Below are 17,480 nucleotides of genomic sequence, written 5' to 3' on the forward strand. Positions count from 1 at the left end.
TGAAATATTTCTTTTTAGGAAATTAATTCCTATAATAGCTTTCAATTATTATATTAACCATGTTTTGTTACATTTATGTCACATTTTCATCACATTATTATAACAAAACTCTAAAAATATATAAAAATCATAAATCTTCCTTATAGAATAATCCTGCTCCTACTATAATATTCTGCTCTTCAAATAAACTTGAAACTGCTTCATTATAATCAAATAATTTTTGTGACTTCTTTATTTTTTTAGCATATTTTTTATTATCAGAAAATATGTAGATCATATATCCCCATAATTCTTTCATTCTAAAAATTGCATTTTTTTCTTCATTGAATAATTCAATATATTTATTTAAAATTTCATCATGAAAATCTTTTAATATTTTTTTATTTAGATTAATATTGCTTTTTATTAAATTCATTAAACCTGGATTAGCTAATATACCTCTTCCTAGCATTACTGCTTGCACTTCTGGAAAAGCTTTTGTTAATCCTTCATAATTTTGAGCAGTAAAAATATCTCCATTATAACACAATGGATTAGTACTTAACCTTAAGGCATCACTAAATACCTCTAAATTAGGTTTATTACCATAAAAATCTTTTTGTGTTCTAGGATGAATTATTAATTCCTCTATAGGATATTTATTGTAAATTTTTATTAGCTCGTAAAATTCTTCTGGATTATCCTTCCCTATTCTAGTCTTTATTGATATTTTCATATTATTTATCTTAAATATTTCGTCTAAAAAAATATCTAATTCTTCTCTTTTGGCCAAAAATCCTGAACCTCTGTTTTTAGAAACTACTGTTCCAGCAGGACAACCTAGATTCAAGTTGACTTCTTCATAACCTAATTCTTGTAATTTCTTAGTAGTATATATAAATCCCTCTGAATCATTAGTTAGAATTTGTGGAACTAAATTCATCCCAATATTATTTTCAGGTAAGATATCTCTTAATTCTTTAGTTTTAAGACTCCTACTTTTATTTGGAACAATAAAAGGTGCAAAATATTTATCAATATTTCCAAAAAACTTTTCATATGAATTTCTATAAATAAATCCAGTAATACCTTCCATTGGGGCAAAGTAATATTTCATTTAAAAACTCCTCTTAATTATAATGTTTTAAATATTCTTTTCTATTATAAATAAAAATCCACGATATTTCCATCGTGGATTTTTAAACAAGATTTTAAATTTTAAATTTATGAATTATTTCATTAAGATTTTGAGCTAATTCTGCTTGACTTTGAGCTGTTACTGCAACCTGTTCTATTGCTTGAGTTGTTTCGTTCATACTTTCTTTTATTGTTTCTGCCTGTTCTGTAGATTTCTGGGTTGATTCTGCCATATTTTGAATTGCTCCACTTACTTGTCCAACTGTAGCTGTGACTTCTTCTGACATTGCTGCTATCTCTTCTGACATATTACTTACAAACTCAGAATCATCATAATATTGTTCACCTGTTTTTTTATATTCTCTAAATTGATCATCTATATCATTATTTATAAATTCTAAGATCTCATTCCCTGTATCCAAACTCTTTTTAAAAGCTGCTTCTACTTTAACTATAGTATCTTTAATATTTTTTACTGCTTCTCCTGATTCTTCTGCAAGAGTTCTAACCTCTTCAGCTACAACTGCAAAACCTTTTCCCATCTCTCCAGCTCTTGCAGCTTCTATAGCTGCATTTAATGCAAGTAAATTTGTTTGATCTGCTATATCAGCTATTGTATCGGCCATAACTCTAATATCATTAACCACTTTTCCGTCTTCAATAACATCTAACATTCTTTGTTGTTTTTCAACATATATAAGTCTAGCATCTTCGATTGTTTTTTGACTTTCAATTTTAACCTTATTTGCTCTTTCCTTAGACTTATTTGCATTAGTACTTCCATCCATTGCTTTTTGTGAAAGTATATTTATACTTGAATCCACTTCTTGGATAGATGCACTTATTTCTTCTGCTCCTGCACTAGAATCATGCATATTATCATTAATATTATTTACTGCCTCATCTATACTTACTGCTTTTGATGCTAGTTCCTCAACAGTTGCTGATAGTTCCTCACTATATGCACCTATATCCTGAGATTTTTCTTGAATAACCTTAACCAGATTGCTTACATTTTCCTGTGCTTTATTTAATTCAACACCAGTTTGGCCAAATTCATCTTTTCTTGTAATTGTCATTGCCGTTGAAAAATCGTAAGACGATAATCTTTTAGCAAATTCAACTATTTTTTGAAGTGGCTTATTTATATTTTGTGCCATAAGAAATCCTAAAGTAATTGCAATTATAAAGCCTAACACTGTTATTGCAATCATAGCCGTAGTTGATTTAGCATTAATTGCTTGAATATTTTCATTAGCTACGTTAGCATCGTGTAAGTTTATCTCTATCAATTTATCTAAACTGTCAAACATCGCCTTTCTAACTTTAGGGATATCAGCATATTTCTCTTCTGCCTTTACATAATCATCTGAATCTACATACTTAGTAATTTCTGTTCTTATCTCCCCATATTGCTTAAAGCAACTTATAAATATCTCATATTCTTTCTTTTCTTTATCACTTACAATGAGATTTTCATACTCATTAATATATTCATCATTTTGTTTTTGATTTTCCAAAATATCATTCATCAAATCTGATTTTTCTGAAGATTTTTTTTTGAATACTAGTGATAAAATATCAGTTCTGATTTCCGAAAGATTTTCCTTCATATCAGTTAAAATATAGACACTACGCAAATTAATTGAATACATTAATTCTGATTTTTCTCCTATATTCTTAAATGATATAATACCAACCACACCTACAATTCCAATTAGAACTGTTACTATTAAAAATGCTGCTATTAACTTGACCCTAACTTTTACATTTCCTAAAAACCCCATTAATTATCCCTCTCCTTTATTTTTGCGAATTTAAAATACTAAAAACATTCCTACCATAAAATTATTTAAATGTAATAATTTACAATTTAATAATTCATAATGTTGATTTATCTATTATGATATAATATTAAATAATTGTAATCATAATAATATATATGTTGCAAAAAATTGTTAAAAACTCAACTATTTCTATCTGAAATCAGCATTAATTTATTATTTTTCATTAATCAGCTAATTAATAAAAATATATACAGCAATTTAGTCCATTTAATATTATAATATTTTATCATTTATAATTCATTGTGCAGAACTAAAAACATTATTACTAATAAAAGTGCAAAAAGCACAATCATTGTCGAAAGGTTGATTAAATGTTAACGTTCCATAGCTTATTAAAAAGAATAGATAAAACCAACTTAACAATTCATAGTAATAAAAAGAACGCCATTCAATATACTATGGTTACTCTGCTCATTAACGCATCATCTTTGCACGATAATACTTTATATGTTGGTTTTATTTCAGATTTAGATAATATGTGTCTAAATCAATCTTATGTTGGTTTTATTTTAATACCAGATATTCCTTTAAAAGAAGATATACATATATCAGGTGAATTTGCTATTTGGGATGAGACCATTTCACTAGAAGTTCTTTATGACATTATTCAAATTGAATTTCGTAAAAAAGTAGAATTAGCTTCAAATATGTCATCAATTTTTTCTGCATTAATCAAGGGACATAGCTTAAGAGAATTAATTGATATTGGAACAAAAATATTAGGGAATCCTATTATTGTCACAAATTCTGCATATAAGGTACTAGCTATGTCAAATTTCCATATAGATGAACCTTTTTGGGAATTTGCTAGGACTCATGGGTACTGTTGTCAGGATTCCATTAATTGCTATAAAAATGAAGGTATTACTAAAAAAGTTATTGAAAGCGATATTCCAGTATTATTTACCGATGGAGTAGCGAAAAAAATTAACATAATGTCAAATAAATTAACTATGGGAAATCAAATTTTAGGCTATATTGGAGTACATGCAATAAATAAAGAATTCTCTCCAAGTGATATTGATACAGTTAAAATGCTTTCTGATATTCTTACAGTTGCAATACGAACGGATATTTATGAAGAGGCAATTACCCCTACAGTCCATGAGGATATAATAATAGACCTGTTAAATGGAGAAATTCCTGCCACAATTATTCTTTCAGATCGCTTACATAATGCTAATTGGTCTTTAAAAAAATACTTCTGCCTTGTAAAAATTCCATTATTTAAATCAGATCAGAGCATAAGTTTTTTGGACTATTTATATACTAGATTAATAGAAAGATCTACTATTTCTAAGATTGCACGATACCATGATTCTCTAGTAGTAATAATCAATTATAATAAGCAAACTGAATATGATATAGAGCTCAATAACGTCAAAGATATTTTAAACAAAAACAATATTAAAGGTGGTATTAGTAGAATTTTTTCTAAATCTAAATTTGAAAATTTAAGTTCTTATTATCACCAAGCTTCCATAGCCTATGAAATTGGTACTCGTACTAATAAAGCTTCTATTTGTATATATCCTTATGAAAATGTTGATTTATTTCATTTATTTTCTAAACTTAAAGATAAAGATGAACTAAAAATATTTTGCCATCCTTCGTATAATAAATTATTAAAACATGATAAATTAAATGGAACAGAATATTGCAAAACTATTTATGAATATATTTTATGTGCAAATAACATCTCTGCAGCAGCAGATAAATTATTTATTCATAGGAACACCATGGCCTATCGCCTCAATAAAATCAGTGAAATTACAGACCTAGATTTAACAAATGGGATAAATATTTTCAAATTATATTTTTCTCAAAAAATTAGCGAGTGGTTAAAATATTAGTGCTTTTAATAATTAGACTTATGCAACAATTACCGAAATTAGATACATTTATCTTCCACAGAACTAGTGAAATTTTCACTGGAAGGTTCTAAATGGGGGCTTGTCGTCATTTCAGCGTGTTCCAGATGTAAAATCTAGACAAGCTGTAAATGAAACAAGCCCCCATTAAAAACCTTCATCAGCTCAATTTCACATGCCTGATTCCAGAAAAATGTATCTAATTTCTAGTGTAGTTTTACAATTATTATTTCTCAATAATACATATTATTACACTTATAAGTTGAATTATTAATTTGTTTATCTATAATTTGCCATTGAGTTGAACATTGATAATTAGAATATATTATGCTTCTATTTATATTTGTTTTGACATAACTACTTCTTCATTTTTCTTTTTTGATTTAGCTACATTATATATTAATGCAAGCATTATAAACCATGCGGGCGTTACAAATAATGCTACGCGCGTTTCATTATTAAGTGCTAATGTAACAAGGACAAAAGCAAAAAATACTAAAATTATATAGTTAATAACTGGATAAAACGGCATTTTAAATTTATTCTTAGCTGCAAGTTCAGGTTTAGTTTTGCGATATTTAATATGGCAAATCACGATAATTGCCCAAATAAATATAAAACAAAATGTTGATATACTTGTTATTAATACAAACACGCCTTCAGGCATAATATAATTCAAAACAACTGAAATTAAAATAACAATTGCAGAAAATACTGTAGCATTAGAAGGTACTTGAGTAGAAGTTAATTTTTTCATAGATTCAGGAGCATTCCCTTCTTTAGCAAGAGAGTATACCATTCTGCTTGTACTAAAAATTCCACTGTTACATGCAGAAGCTGCTGAAGTTAATACAACAAAATTTACAATACTTGCTGCTGCTGCTATTCCTACTGCTGAAAACACTTGTACAAATGGACTTTTTTCTGGATTGATTGAATTCCAAGGGTATATGCTCATAATAACAAAAAGTGCTCCAACATAGAAAATAATTATTCTAATTGGAATATTGTTAATAGCTTTAGGAATAACACGTTCTGGGTCTTCAGTTTCTCCAGCTGTTAAACCAACTAATTCTATTCCAGTAAAAGCAAATACCACCATTTGAAATGAAAGTATAAATCCATTTATTCCATTTGGAAACAAGCCTCCATTACTCCAAAGATTTGCAAAGCTTGATGCACCAGCATCTGTAGAAAAGCCCTTAATAATCATAAAGGTACCAATTACAATTAATGCTAAAATTGCAATAACTTTAATTAGTGCAAACCAAAATTCCATTTCACCAAATAATTTTACAGCTGTAAGATTCATAATTAATAATATTACAAGAATCATAAGACTTGGAACCCATTGTGCCACATTTGGAAACCAATATTGTATATAAAGTCCAGCAGCTGTTACATCTGCCATAGCGAGTGAAATCCAACAGAACCAATAAGTCCATCCTGTAATAAAGGCTGCTCTTTCACCTAAATAATCATATACAAAGTCAACAAAAGAATGGTAATTTAAATTAGAAAGTAGCAATTCCCCAAGGGCACGCATAACAAAGAAACAAATTATTCCAGTTATCATATAAGCAAATAAAATAGATGGTCCAGCTAAGTGAATGGACCTTCCAGAACCAAGAAAAAGTCCTGTTCCTATTGCTCCACCGATTGCAAGTAGTTGCACGTGACGATTTTTAAGACCTCTTGATAAATTTTGATTGTTTGATTTTGATTGTTCCATTTTATCCCTCCATCTTAGTTAAAAGGCTGTTATTTTATAATGCCTTTTCCTATAAGTATTTTGTGGTTGGAGATACAAATGGGAATAGATAAGATCTAAATGAAGCAATAATACTATTAAATAGTTATCTATAAAATAATAATATATCACTTTGATAAGATATGTATCTGTCCCCTGTCCTTTTACCTGAGAGTTTCACCATATGATTTCTCATATAACTTGCTCCTTCGGTGCTCTATTTCGAGTCTCTCCAAGGGTTCATCCAATAACGGTCATCTCTAACTTAATAGGTACCTGAAAGATTTACTTCTTCGGTGAACAGCATTGCCATTACTCTCCCGCTATCTTCATCTGAACTTTTTTAAATTTTATAAATAAAATATTAAATTTTACTGTTATATATTAATATATTTTCATCAAACTTGCAATATTTTTTTCATTTTAATTAGAATTAAAATATATTTTTATCACAATTCCAAATTAACCATGAATTGTATAAAAAAATAGTAGATGATCCTATTTTTTCATCAAACCACCTACTATATTATGTATATTATTAAATTTTTTAATTTAATAATAACATGAACCACTACACTTATTACAAAATAGTTTATCTTTCATTTTTTCTTCAAAAGCTTCACACTCTTCAAGATCTTCAAGTATGCTTAATGCTTTTCTTAAATCTTCCACATCTCTTTTCATATTATCAACAGAATTCCCTCTTCCAACAACTTTTAAATGTGTAACACCAGCAATTTTCATTTTTTGTAAAGAACATAATCCACAACCAGTACCACCAAGTACATCTGAATCTTCCATTTCATCTACTATGTCATAATCACTTTCCATATAAGCTTCAAGTTTTTGATCAACTTCCTTAAAATTATTAGCAAATTTATTTTCTTTAGTTAACTTATATGGCATTTTGCATAAATGAATCATCTCATCACAATGTAGAGAGTTGCAAAAAGCTCCTGTATAATGACATCTCTCATTTAAAATAAATGCCTCATACTCAATATTTTTATCTTTATTATCTTCTATACATGCTTTCATATCTTCAATGGAATTTTTCCTATGAAATATATAACGTGATATATCAAATTTATTAAAAAAATCAACAGAAAGACGATTAAGTTCAACACATTCCCCACTTAAATGAATTGAACATTTTATCCCGTTTTCTTTTAAATATAATATAAGTGCAAGGTCTGCTATAATAAACTCATAGAATCCAATATCTATCAAAGCTTTTATCATTTTAGCTATCATTTCATATTGTTCTTCTAGGTAATACAAATAATTAAATGTTATATTTACTGGAACTTTGTATCTATCCATCATTTTTTTAAGTATTTTCATATCCTCAAAAGAATTTATTTGAACATTATAGTAAAGTACTTCTCTCCTATTTAAAGGAAATAAACTACCATATTTTTTATTCCACTCGTATGGAACATATCCACAAAATACTTCATCCACTCCTGCTTTTACCAAAGTTAAATAATCGTCAATACATCCTAAGCCTGCTACTATCTTCATTAGCTTTTCCTCTTATCTTCATATAAAATTTAAAACAATTCTATCTATGCCACTGCTAACATAATATTCTAATTCCTTTGGATTTTTAAGCAAAGTGTCATCAAAAGCAAACAAGGAATTATACCTTCCAACCATATTTAAATGCTTTGGATAAGCAAATATATAATCTTTACAATATTTTTCACAGCTAGTAATAAGTTTCTGCTTTCCTCTATCCATGGTTGTACATTTAGCATATAGCGGACAATATTGTGAGGTATTTGTTTGGTAAAAAGGAATATGAATGCTATGTTTTCCTTCTGCAATTGATATTCTATAACCACAATTTTCATATTCATATCGTTCTATGTTACAATCTTTCAAAAATTTATTAAAGAGCGCACTATTAAGATTGTTTTTCGCCATAAGTTCCTTATTTTCAGCATAACCTTTTTTATAAATGTACCTTGGATCTTTTTTTCTCTTATTCAATAAAACTCCTAGGGACAGCATAAAAAAATCTAATTTCTTTTCAACTAGTTTCAACATACCAAAATCATTTATTATAATTTCTATTTTTTCACTTTTATCCTTACACCAAGCATATACTTTTTCTATTATATCTTTAGTTTTTTCTATATAGCAATCTCTTAAATATGTAAAACACAATGTGATATGAAGATTTTCCCTATAAGCTTTATCTAACAGCTTCTTTAAAAGTTTCACTTCTGGAAATAAATTATGACAAAATTCATTTCCAATATAAAGTCTTGTAACATCCATTTGAAATAGTTTATGTGTATTTATAAAATTTTCTTTTAAATACTCCTTAGTAAAAGCTTTAATGTCTTTGTGCATATATTTTTTATACAATGTATCGTTATCTAAAGCAATAGCGAATTCTATTGAATTTAGAATAGTATTATCCCATTCTAAATAATTCAAATTAGATAGCCATTCTTCTTTTTGCTCTAAATAATCCTTATAAAATTCAGTATCCTTTTCCGCTGGGTATCCAACCATTTCCTTTGAAAATTCACTTTCTTCACCAAAGGTTTTTGACATAATATATTTTGAATAATTTCTAAAACTATTTCTAACATTATAGGAATATTCTTGTGAATCAATAGCAAAAGTATAACTTAGATAAAATTCAAATTTTGTCTTTTCAATAAGAACATGACTGCTTATTTTAACTTCTTCATATTTATTTTCATTAAATATATAAAACATTACTTTTATACTATCTATATTTTCTATTTCTTCTGAAACACGTACCGTTAATTTTTGTGGAGATATCTTTAAAATACGCACTTCTATATTATCTAATAGACAACTTATGAGACCTGCTGGTAATAATTCAACTTCTTCTTTTTCCAAAATAATACCTCTTATTTATTTTCTAAAATTTTTGTTACTCCTGTAGCTATATAATTTACATAAGGATCATCATCTCTATTACTTAATATAATAACTAAATACCTTTTATCAAGGTTTCTCTTTACATATGAAGTATATCCTGGTAAATCTCCACCATGAGAAATACTTTTATTTCCTAAAGTACTTTCATCGATAAACCATCCATATCCATAATCTGATAAATTAGGAGTAAACATTTCATTTAGGGATTGTTTATTAATTATTTTTTCTGAATATAATGCTTCTTCCCACCTGTACAAATCTTCAACAGTTGAGTACATTTCCCCAGCTGATGCTATAAAAGATCCCTCAGTATCAATTGACTTTTCATATTGATTTTGGCTATTAATTATTTCAGCGTAACCAATAGCCTTGTTTTTCATATCATTTCCATTACTTAAAAATCCTGTACTATTCAAACTCAAAGGCTTAAGTATGTTTTCTTCTATATATTCTTTATAATTTTTTTGGGATACTTTTTCTATTATATATCCGAGTAATATGTAATTAGAATTACTATACTTAAAATCCGTTCCAACCTCAAACTCAAGAGGTTCATCTTTAAATAGACTTATAAGTTCTTCTAAAGTGTATACCTGCTCTCCACTTTCAACATTCCCAATTGAATCAACATAATCTGGAATTCCAGAAGTATGATCAAGAAGATTGCAAATCTTTATTTCATCTCCTTTTGGGTAATCTGGAATGTATTTGCTAATAGGATCTTGAACACTTAATAAATTCTTTTCTTGAAGCATTAAAATTGCTGTTGCTGTAAATTGTTTTGTTATAGAAGCAATTTCAAACTGAGTCTGCGTAGTATTTTCAATATTATTATCATAATCTGCCATTCCAAAGGCTTTATCAAATAATATAGTACTTCCTTCTGTAATAAGAATTGAACCACTAAATTCATAGTCTTTAGAATAATTATCAATATATTCTATTATCTTTGACTGAGTATACTTATTAATTCCGTTAGAACTTTCTCTTAGCGCTTTTGCCTCATTAGGTTCATTGCTTGAACACCCATTAAGCAGTAGCACTATCACGATTGTTAGCGCTACAATATATATTATAAATTTTTTTATCATAAATTATTTCCCTCAAAATCTGAATATTAGTAAATCCGTTTAAAAATTAACTACATAATCTTCTGTTAAATTTTTTTATATTATAACACAGTTTCACTAATTAATTGTTCAAAAAAATACGCTGTCAAAGAAAATTAATTTCTTAAACAATAATGTATCTTACTTAAAATGAAAATAGAATTAATAGCTAAAAGTAAAAAAACGTGTAATATACAAATTTAAATAAACCATAAAAATACACTGTCTCCTACAATTAAGTAAGGGCAGTGTATTTTATAGTTTTCATTATATAAGTAAAACGTAATTTTCTAACTTAACTAATATTAATTATATTTTACAGATAATCCATGATATTTATTTTGTATCAACTTTATAACTGGTACTCCAACTATTGTTACAATTACAAATTCACCAACTGCAACTTCTCCAATCGATAGTAAAAGGGGAAACTCATAAACATAGTAAAGCATCCAACCAACTATTAAACCATTAAACACTGTTGGCCAAAGTGATGCCACTAATAATGATACTTTTGTATTCTTAACAAACTTTCCTGTAAGCGAAATAGCATAAACACTAATAAATGTTGCTAAAGTACCAAATACTATATCCATTACGCCATTTGGTCCTAGCATATTTGCAATAAAGCATCCAATTGTAAGCCCTCCGATGTAGAATGGGTCAAATATTGCTAATAATACCATTATCTCTGATACTCTAAATTGTATAGGTCCATAACTAATTGGAGCCAATGCAACTGTTATTGCTGCATAAAGTGCAGCTATTATAGCTGTTTTTACTACTCTCTGTACTGTTTTATTATTATTATTCACAAAAATTCCTCCATGTATATAGATAATATTCTCGAAATTAACATTGCAAATATAATTATCAAAAATCTCCAAACAAAAAAATCGTAGGAATCATCCTACGATAAATAAACTCGACAACAATAAAAGCTTTCATTAATAAAAAATTAATTAAACCTTTATTACTCTAAATTATTTAACCGTAGTTTTGTTTTAAGTCAGGAGGCTTTCGAACTGACTAAATGCTAATTTTCATCCTTCTGATTATATCAAATACCTCTAAGTATTACAAGTATAGATATCCAAACCAAGAAACACAACAATTACCGAAATATGATACAGTTATCTTCCGCAGGACTAGTGAAATTTTCGCTGGAAGGCTCTAAATATGGGCTTGTAGTCATTTCAGCGTGTTCCAGATGTAAAATCTGGACAAGCTGAAAATGAAATAAGCCCACATTAATACCCTTCAACAGCTCAATTTCACATGCCTGCTCCAGAAAAAATGTATCATATTTCTAGTGTAGTTTAGTAATTTTAATTTCTCAAGAGTGTATACATATTCCATTTATAAGTTTGATTATTCATTTGAATATCTATAACATATTTTCGTTTTAACACACTCATAAATTTACCTATATAATTCTAGTATTCTAAAATTTAACTTACATCTATAAATATATAATATTAAAATTTTAAGCCAATTATTATAATTATGTAAAATGTTCATTATTAATATGTTTTTAACTTGATTGGCATAAATTAGCGCAGTATAATAAAATAGCATAATCAAACATAATATAACAAAATTAATAATTAAAAGAAAGCAGGAGGGGTAATTTTAATGTTTAAACGTTTTAAAAACAAGAAATTATTATCATCAATAGTTGCGTCAATGATGTTATTTACTTTATTTTCACCAATAACAGTAAAAACTGTCAAGGCAGAAACTAGCACTAAAGTAGTTGATTTAACCGAATCTAAAGCTACTAGTGGAAATAGCAACACTCTTTCATCACAAAATGGAAGCGTTACCTTGCAAATTTTAACAACTACAGATTCTCATGGTAGATTTTTACCATACGATTATGCAATAAATAATGCTGACACTTCAGGAAGTCTTGCACAAATATCAACCCTTGTTAATCAATTAAGAACTAAAAACCCAAACACAATTCTTGTTGATGCAGGAGATATTATTCAAGACAATTCAGAATCATTATTTATAAATGATTCAACTAACCCAATGATATTAGCAATGAATAAAATAGGTTATGATACTCTTACTTTAGGAAATCATGAATTCAATTATGGAATACCAGCTTTAAAAAATGTAATGAAACAATTTAAAGGTAAGGTACTAGGTGGAAATGTATATGATACTGACGGTAAAACAAAACTTGCAGCACCATATGCAATAGTTGAAAGAGCTGGAGTTAAAGTTGGAATAATAGGTATGGTTACACCTAATATTACAAAATGGGATTCTGCTAACTTAAAAGGATATACAGTTACAAATCCAGTTGATGAAACTAAGGCTGCAATTGCAGAACTTAAAAAGCAAAATGTAAATACAATAATAGCTGTTCAACACATGGGAGAAACTGAAGAATACGGAGCTGAAGGATCAGGCGCTATAGACGTACTAGATCAATGTCCAGAAATAACAGCTTTTGTAGCTGCTCATTTCCATGTGAAAATAGCTAACGACTATTATTATGATCATAAAATATATTCATTAAATGCTGCTCAAAATAAAGTAACAGCAATAGCTAAAGATGGAACTACTACTGATGCTACAATAGATGATTACAATAAAGCAAAAGCTAATGGTACAGTAATCGTTGAAGCTAACAAATGGGCTAAAACTCTAGGACAAATTAATCTTACATTAACTAAAAATTCTAAGGGTGAATATACAGTTGCAAATAAAGCAACAGATATTACTACAGCACTTTTTGATATAGCTCCTAAAAATGTAGCTCCTGTACAAGCTGATACAGATCTTGTAAATTCATTAGCAAGCTATAATCAAAGAGCAATTAATGATGCCAATACTCCAATAGGTGCATTAAAGGGTGGAAATTTAGCTCCTGCTAATGAAATCAAAGGAGTAGATCAAGCAAAACTTCAACCTACACCAATGGTTAGTTTAATTAATGCAGTTCAAATGTATTATGGTGAAAAAATAGCAAATCATAAAATAGATGTATCATCTGCAGCTGTATTTAAAAATGGGCAAAATATATTAGAAGGACAAATTAAAAAATGTGATACTGCTAATATATATCAATTTGATAATACATTATATGTTCTTAAAATGACAGGAAGTCAACTTAAGAAATATATGGAATGGTCTGCTTCTTATTACAACACATATAAACCTGGAGACTTAACTATTTCATTTAATCCCTCTATACCTGGTTATAACTATGATATGTTTGCAGGAATAAAATATAATATAGATATATCAAAACCTGTTGGAAATAGAATAGTTAATTTAACTAAGAGTGATAACAGTAAAATAAATGATTCAGATGTACTTTATGTAACAGTTAATAACTACAGAGCTTCAACTCAATTATTAACTGCTGGGGTTATCTTCAAAGCAGGTGAAACACTTCCAACACTTGTAGGTAAATCAGAACAAACAGCAGGATTAGGCGATGGAAGAATCAGAGATTTAATTGGACAATATATAAAAGATGTTAAAGGCGGAACTATAACTCCTGTTGTTGATAATAACTGGAGCATTGTAGGTAACAACTGGGATGCTACTCAAAGAAAAACAGCAGTTCAATTGATTAATGATGGAAAAATAAGTCTTGCTGGAGTTTCAGGTGAACAAACTTCTGCTAATTCAAAAGCAGTAACTTCAGATGATATAAAAAATAAGTAATAACTAAATTATAAATACAAATAATTTAAACAAAATGTAAAGTCATAGGGACTAATGAATTTATCTCTATGACTTTACTTATAGATATCCAAAGCAAGAATTAGACATATGCGGAACTTACCGAAATTAAACACATATTTATTACAGCGGACTAATGAAATTTTCGCTGGATGGGTTCTAAGTGGAAGGTTGCACCCATTTCTGCATGTTCCTAAAGTAAATTTATGACAAGCAGAAAGTGGAACAACCTTCCACTAACAACCATCACAGCTTAATTTCATATGCCGCTTGCACAAATATGTATCTAATTTCTAGTTTAGTATTATAATTATAATTTCTCAATTATTCATGCTTATTACATTTATAAGTAAAACTCTTAAATTGGATATCTATATATATTGCAATGATTAATCAATGTCGATTTCCTTTGAAAATCTGTATTTTTTTAAAAGTTCTTTTTTGAAATATGTATATTTAACTACTGATCTAACAAAATGGAAATACCTATATTACGCAGAATTATAAACATAGGAGTAATTATGAAAAATTTTAATAGAAATACTTATATATGCATAGCTATACTGGCAATAATTATATTAGGCTTATTCACTTTTTCTAATATAGAAAGCAACAAGCAAAAACTTAATAATAGCAGTTATTCTTTTGCAAAAGCCAAAGTTGATAAGATTACTTTTGATAATCTTTATGAATTAGAGGATAAAAGTAAAGAAGTATTAGAAGCTAAACAAGAATTTGAAATTACAATACTTGATGGTGAACACCAAGGTGAAAAATATAAAATTCGAAATACCATCGAATCTTTAGATATACATAAAATTGTAGTTAGTGAAAATGATGAAATAATAATAAATTACACTCTTTCAAATGACGATGGAAAAATAAACTCAATACATTTATATGAAATTTCTAGAGAAAATTATTTATATCTACTAATAGGAATATTTATGTTTTCTGTTGTTTTAATTTGTGGAAAAAAAGGGATCAAATCAATATTAACTTTAATTTTCACAAGCTTTATGATAATAAAAGTATTAATTCCAATCTTAATTAGTGGTTTTAATCCGGTAATTGCAACAATTGTAGTATGTATTGTGACTGTAGCTTCATCTCTATTTTTTATAACAGGAATTAATAAAAAGACAATAATTTCAATCCTAGGTACAGTTGGTGGAATTTTAATTTCAAGTATTACAGCTATAATAATAGGAAACCTATGTAAAATAACAGGTCTTGCTGAAACTGAATCACAACTTATTGCCTATAATAATTCAAGTTTAGGACTTGATTTTAAGTCAATATTGTTTGCTGCAATAATAATTGGTTCTTTAGGTGCTATTATGGATGTCAGTGTTTCAATTACGTCTGCTATGGATGAAGTATTACAAATAAAAAATAATATAAGCAAAAAAGATTTTATACAAAGTGGTATGAATATTGGAAAAGATATTATAGGAGCCATGTCTAACACTTTAATTTTAGCTTATGCTGGAGGAGCTTTTAGTTTAATATTCCTACTCGCTGCTCAAAAAATGACTTATACAACTATCATTAATATGGAAATGATATCTACAGAAATAATAACAGCCTTTGCTGGTAGTCTCGGACTTGTTTGGACTGTTCCTATTACAGTCTTCGCAATGGCTGCGTTAGTTTTTAAAAGCAATTCTAAAAATAAATCCAAAATCTCAAAATAATATAAAAAGAAAAAGAACTCCATCCGTTAAATAGACAGATGAGAGTTCCTTTTTCTTTATGCCATCAAATATTAACTTAATTTTTGGTCAGCCAACCATTCCATAATTGTTATAGTCTTATTACCTATGTTTGTTTTACATTGATTATTATAAACATAAATCCAAGACCAATGTCCTGCATATTCATATGGTGTTCCATCTTCCTTATTATATAATCCTGTAGTATCTACTACAGCATCAAATAGTGAAAGATGAGCATTCTTTGCACCAGCTGCAATTAAACGATTATAAGTTGGAACTACATAATCTTTTACTGGTACTGTTGTATCAGTTTTAGCTGCTGTGAACCATATTGGAAGGTTCTTTAATTTATTAATATCTTTATCTGAAATTAATGTATCCTTTAAAGCTTCACATGTTGGGAATGCTGCTGCAAAGTAATCTGTATAATCTCTTGCCATAAGCATTGTCATATACCCACCATTAGAATCTCCGCCAATATAAATTCTTTTCTTGTCTATATTATTATTCTTTGACACATAATCTTCAATTAGAGCCATAAGAGCTTTTTCATATTTTGAAGTTCCATCTCCAAAGCCCTTGAAGCCATCCATCCAAAATGTAGGTGCTTGAGGGGCTAATACATATGCTCCTCCAAAATATGATTGCATTTCCCTTGATGCAAAATTATCTGCCTTATTACCTGTTATAGGAAGGAGCCCATCTAATCCACCTTCACCCATTCCATGTAACCATATCACTAATGGTTTCTTGCCTCCATCTTGATCTGGTGCATAACTTGCATATTTCATTGTGACATTATCATAAGTTCCACTTTCTACTTTGAAATTATCAACAATTTTTTTAGTATCCCCTGCAAAACTGTTAATAACTAGCCCTGATACATTTCCTGCACTAGAAGTGATATCTTTCTGTTGAGTAATTGTATATTTACAATTAACCCATCCATTAAGATTAGTTTTTATATTGTAATTAATAGGAGAACCCAAAGCTATTGTTGGACCAACTTCCATTTCAATAGTTACATAATTCCCACTAGCTACATAGTTACCTTCCTTATCAGAAACATAAACTCTAGTAATTTTACGGTCTCCTTCAGCACCTCCTAATAACTCAGTTCCTGCTCTATTTTCGGTTCTAACAACGTGAGCCTTAAAAGTATCTTTGTTTACAGATCCTTGATTTACTGTTTTACCTAAATTAACAATTAATCTTGGAACTGCTACACCCCAATCATATACTTCTGTAACAGTACTATATGATGGTGAAGTCGAACTTGTATCTGCTGCTAATGCTGTAATACTAGAAGAAAGTACCATTGAAGTTGCTAAAATAATTGCCATAATACCCTTCCTACCTCTTTTTATTCTTTTAATCATTGTTTATCCCCCTTATTTAAATTTAAAATATATTTTTTTAAATCCTTTACATATAAA

At 28.3% G+C, this 17,480-nt stretch carries 11 protein-coding genes and 1 riboswitch; of the genes, 3 read left to right on the forward strand and 8 right to left on the reverse strand.

From position 1 onward, the window contains the following. Positions 1-127 precede the first annotated feature (127 nt). Both CSPA_RS23220 and CSPA_RS23225 read right to left on the reverse strand, forming a co-directional pair. Positions 128-1,096 carry a tRNA dihydrouridine synthase gene (locus CSPA_RS23220; protein ID WP_015394841.1) on the reverse strand — a complete coding sequence of 323 codons (969 nt, stop codon included), beginning with the start codon at positions 1,094-1,096 and terminating at the stop codon, positions 128-130. 94 nt (positions 1,097-1,190) lie between these two features. Continuing rightward, entirely contained in the window at positions 1,191-2,903 is a 1,713-nt protein-coding gene (locus CSPA_RS23225; protein WP_015394842.1) for a methyl-accepting chemotaxis protein, read from the reverse strand. Between the two features lie 371 nt (positions 2,904-3,274). On the opposite strand from CSPA_RS23225, the gene CSPA_RS23230 reads away from it, so the two are divergent. Beyond that, the gene (locus CSPA_RS23230) at positions 3,275-4,816 is read left to right on the forward strand and encodes a PucR family transcriptional regulator (protein WP_015394843.1); all 1,542 of its coding nucleotides are present in this window, start codon (positions 3,275-3,277) and stop codon (positions 4,814-4,816) included. A gap of 355 nt (positions 4,817-5,171) precedes the next feature. Here CSPA_RS23230 and CSPA_RS23235 read toward each other — a convergent pair whose 3' ends face one another. The 5 genes from CSPA_RS23235 to CSPA_RS23255 form a co-directional block, all read right to left on the reverse strand. Further along, entirely contained in the window at positions 5,172-6,566 is a 1,395-nt protein-coding gene (locus tag CSPA_RS23235) for an amino acid permease (RefSeq protein ID WP_015394844.1), read from the reverse strand. Between the two features lie 164 nt (positions 6,567-6,730). Next, a riboswitch (glycine riboswitch) is annotated at positions 6,731-6,830 on the reverse strand. Between the two features lie 306 nt (positions 6,831-7,136). Beyond that, on the reverse strand, positions 7,137-8,108 hold the full coding sequence (locus tag CSPA_RS23240) for a U32 family peptidase (RefSeq protein WP_015394845.1): 972 nt from the start codon (positions 8,106-8,108) through the stop codon (positions 7,137-7,139). An 18-nt stretch (positions 8,109-8,126) separates the two neighbouring features. Next, positions 8,127-9,467 carry a hypothetical protein gene (locus CSPA_RS23245; RefSeq protein WP_015394846.1) on the reverse strand — a complete coding sequence of 447 codons (1,341 nt, stop codon included), beginning with the start codon at positions 9,465-9,467 and terminating at the stop codon, positions 8,127-8,129. Positions 9,468-9,478: 11 nt separating this feature from the next. Beyond that, the gene (locus tag CSPA_RS23250) at positions 9,479-10,600 is read right to left on the reverse strand and encodes a serine hydrolase domain-containing protein (protein WP_015394847.1); all 1,122 of its coding nucleotides are present in this window, start codon (positions 10,598-10,600) and stop codon (positions 9,479-9,481) included. Positions 10,601-10,923: 323 nt separating this feature from the next. After that, positions 10,924-11,433, reverse strand: coding sequence for a QueT transporter family protein (locus tag CSPA_RS23255; RefSeq protein ID WP_015394848.1), 510 nt, complete (start codon positions 11,431-11,433; stop codon positions 10,924-10,926). Between the two features lie 820 nt (positions 11,434-12,253). On the opposite strand from CSPA_RS23255, the gene CSPA_RS23260 reads away from it, so the two are divergent. Further along, the gene (locus tag CSPA_RS23260; protein WP_015394849.1) at positions 12,254-14,308 is read left to right on the forward strand and encodes a 5'-nucleotidase C-terminal domain-containing protein; all 2,055 of its coding nucleotides are present in this window, start codon (positions 12,254-12,256) and stop codon (positions 14,306-14,308) included. A 539-nt stretch (positions 14,309-14,847) separates the two neighbouring features. Next, positions 14,848-16,023 carry a YibE/F family protein gene (locus tag CSPA_RS23265; protein WP_015394850.1) on the forward strand — a complete coding sequence of 392 codons (1,176 nt, stop codon included), beginning with the start codon at positions 14,848-14,850 and terminating at the stop codon, positions 16,021-16,023. Between the two features lie 71 nt (positions 16,024-16,094). On the opposite strand, the gene CSPA_RS23270 is transcribed toward CSPA_RS23265, so the two are convergent. Beyond that, complete coding sequence (locus CSPA_RS23270; RefSeq protein ID WP_015394851.1) at positions 16,095-17,423, reverse strand: prolyl oligopeptidase family serine peptidase; 1,329 nt, start codon at positions 17,421-17,423, stop codon at positions 16,095-16,097. Between the last annotated feature and the right edge of the window lie 57 nt (positions 17,424-17,480).

This window comes from Clostridium saccharoperbutylacetonicum N1-4(HMT) (assembly GCF_000340885.1).
Taxonomy (GTDB): domain Bacteria; phylum Bacillota; class Clostridia; order Clostridiales; family Clostridiaceae; genus Clostridium; species Clostridium saccharoperbutylacetonicum.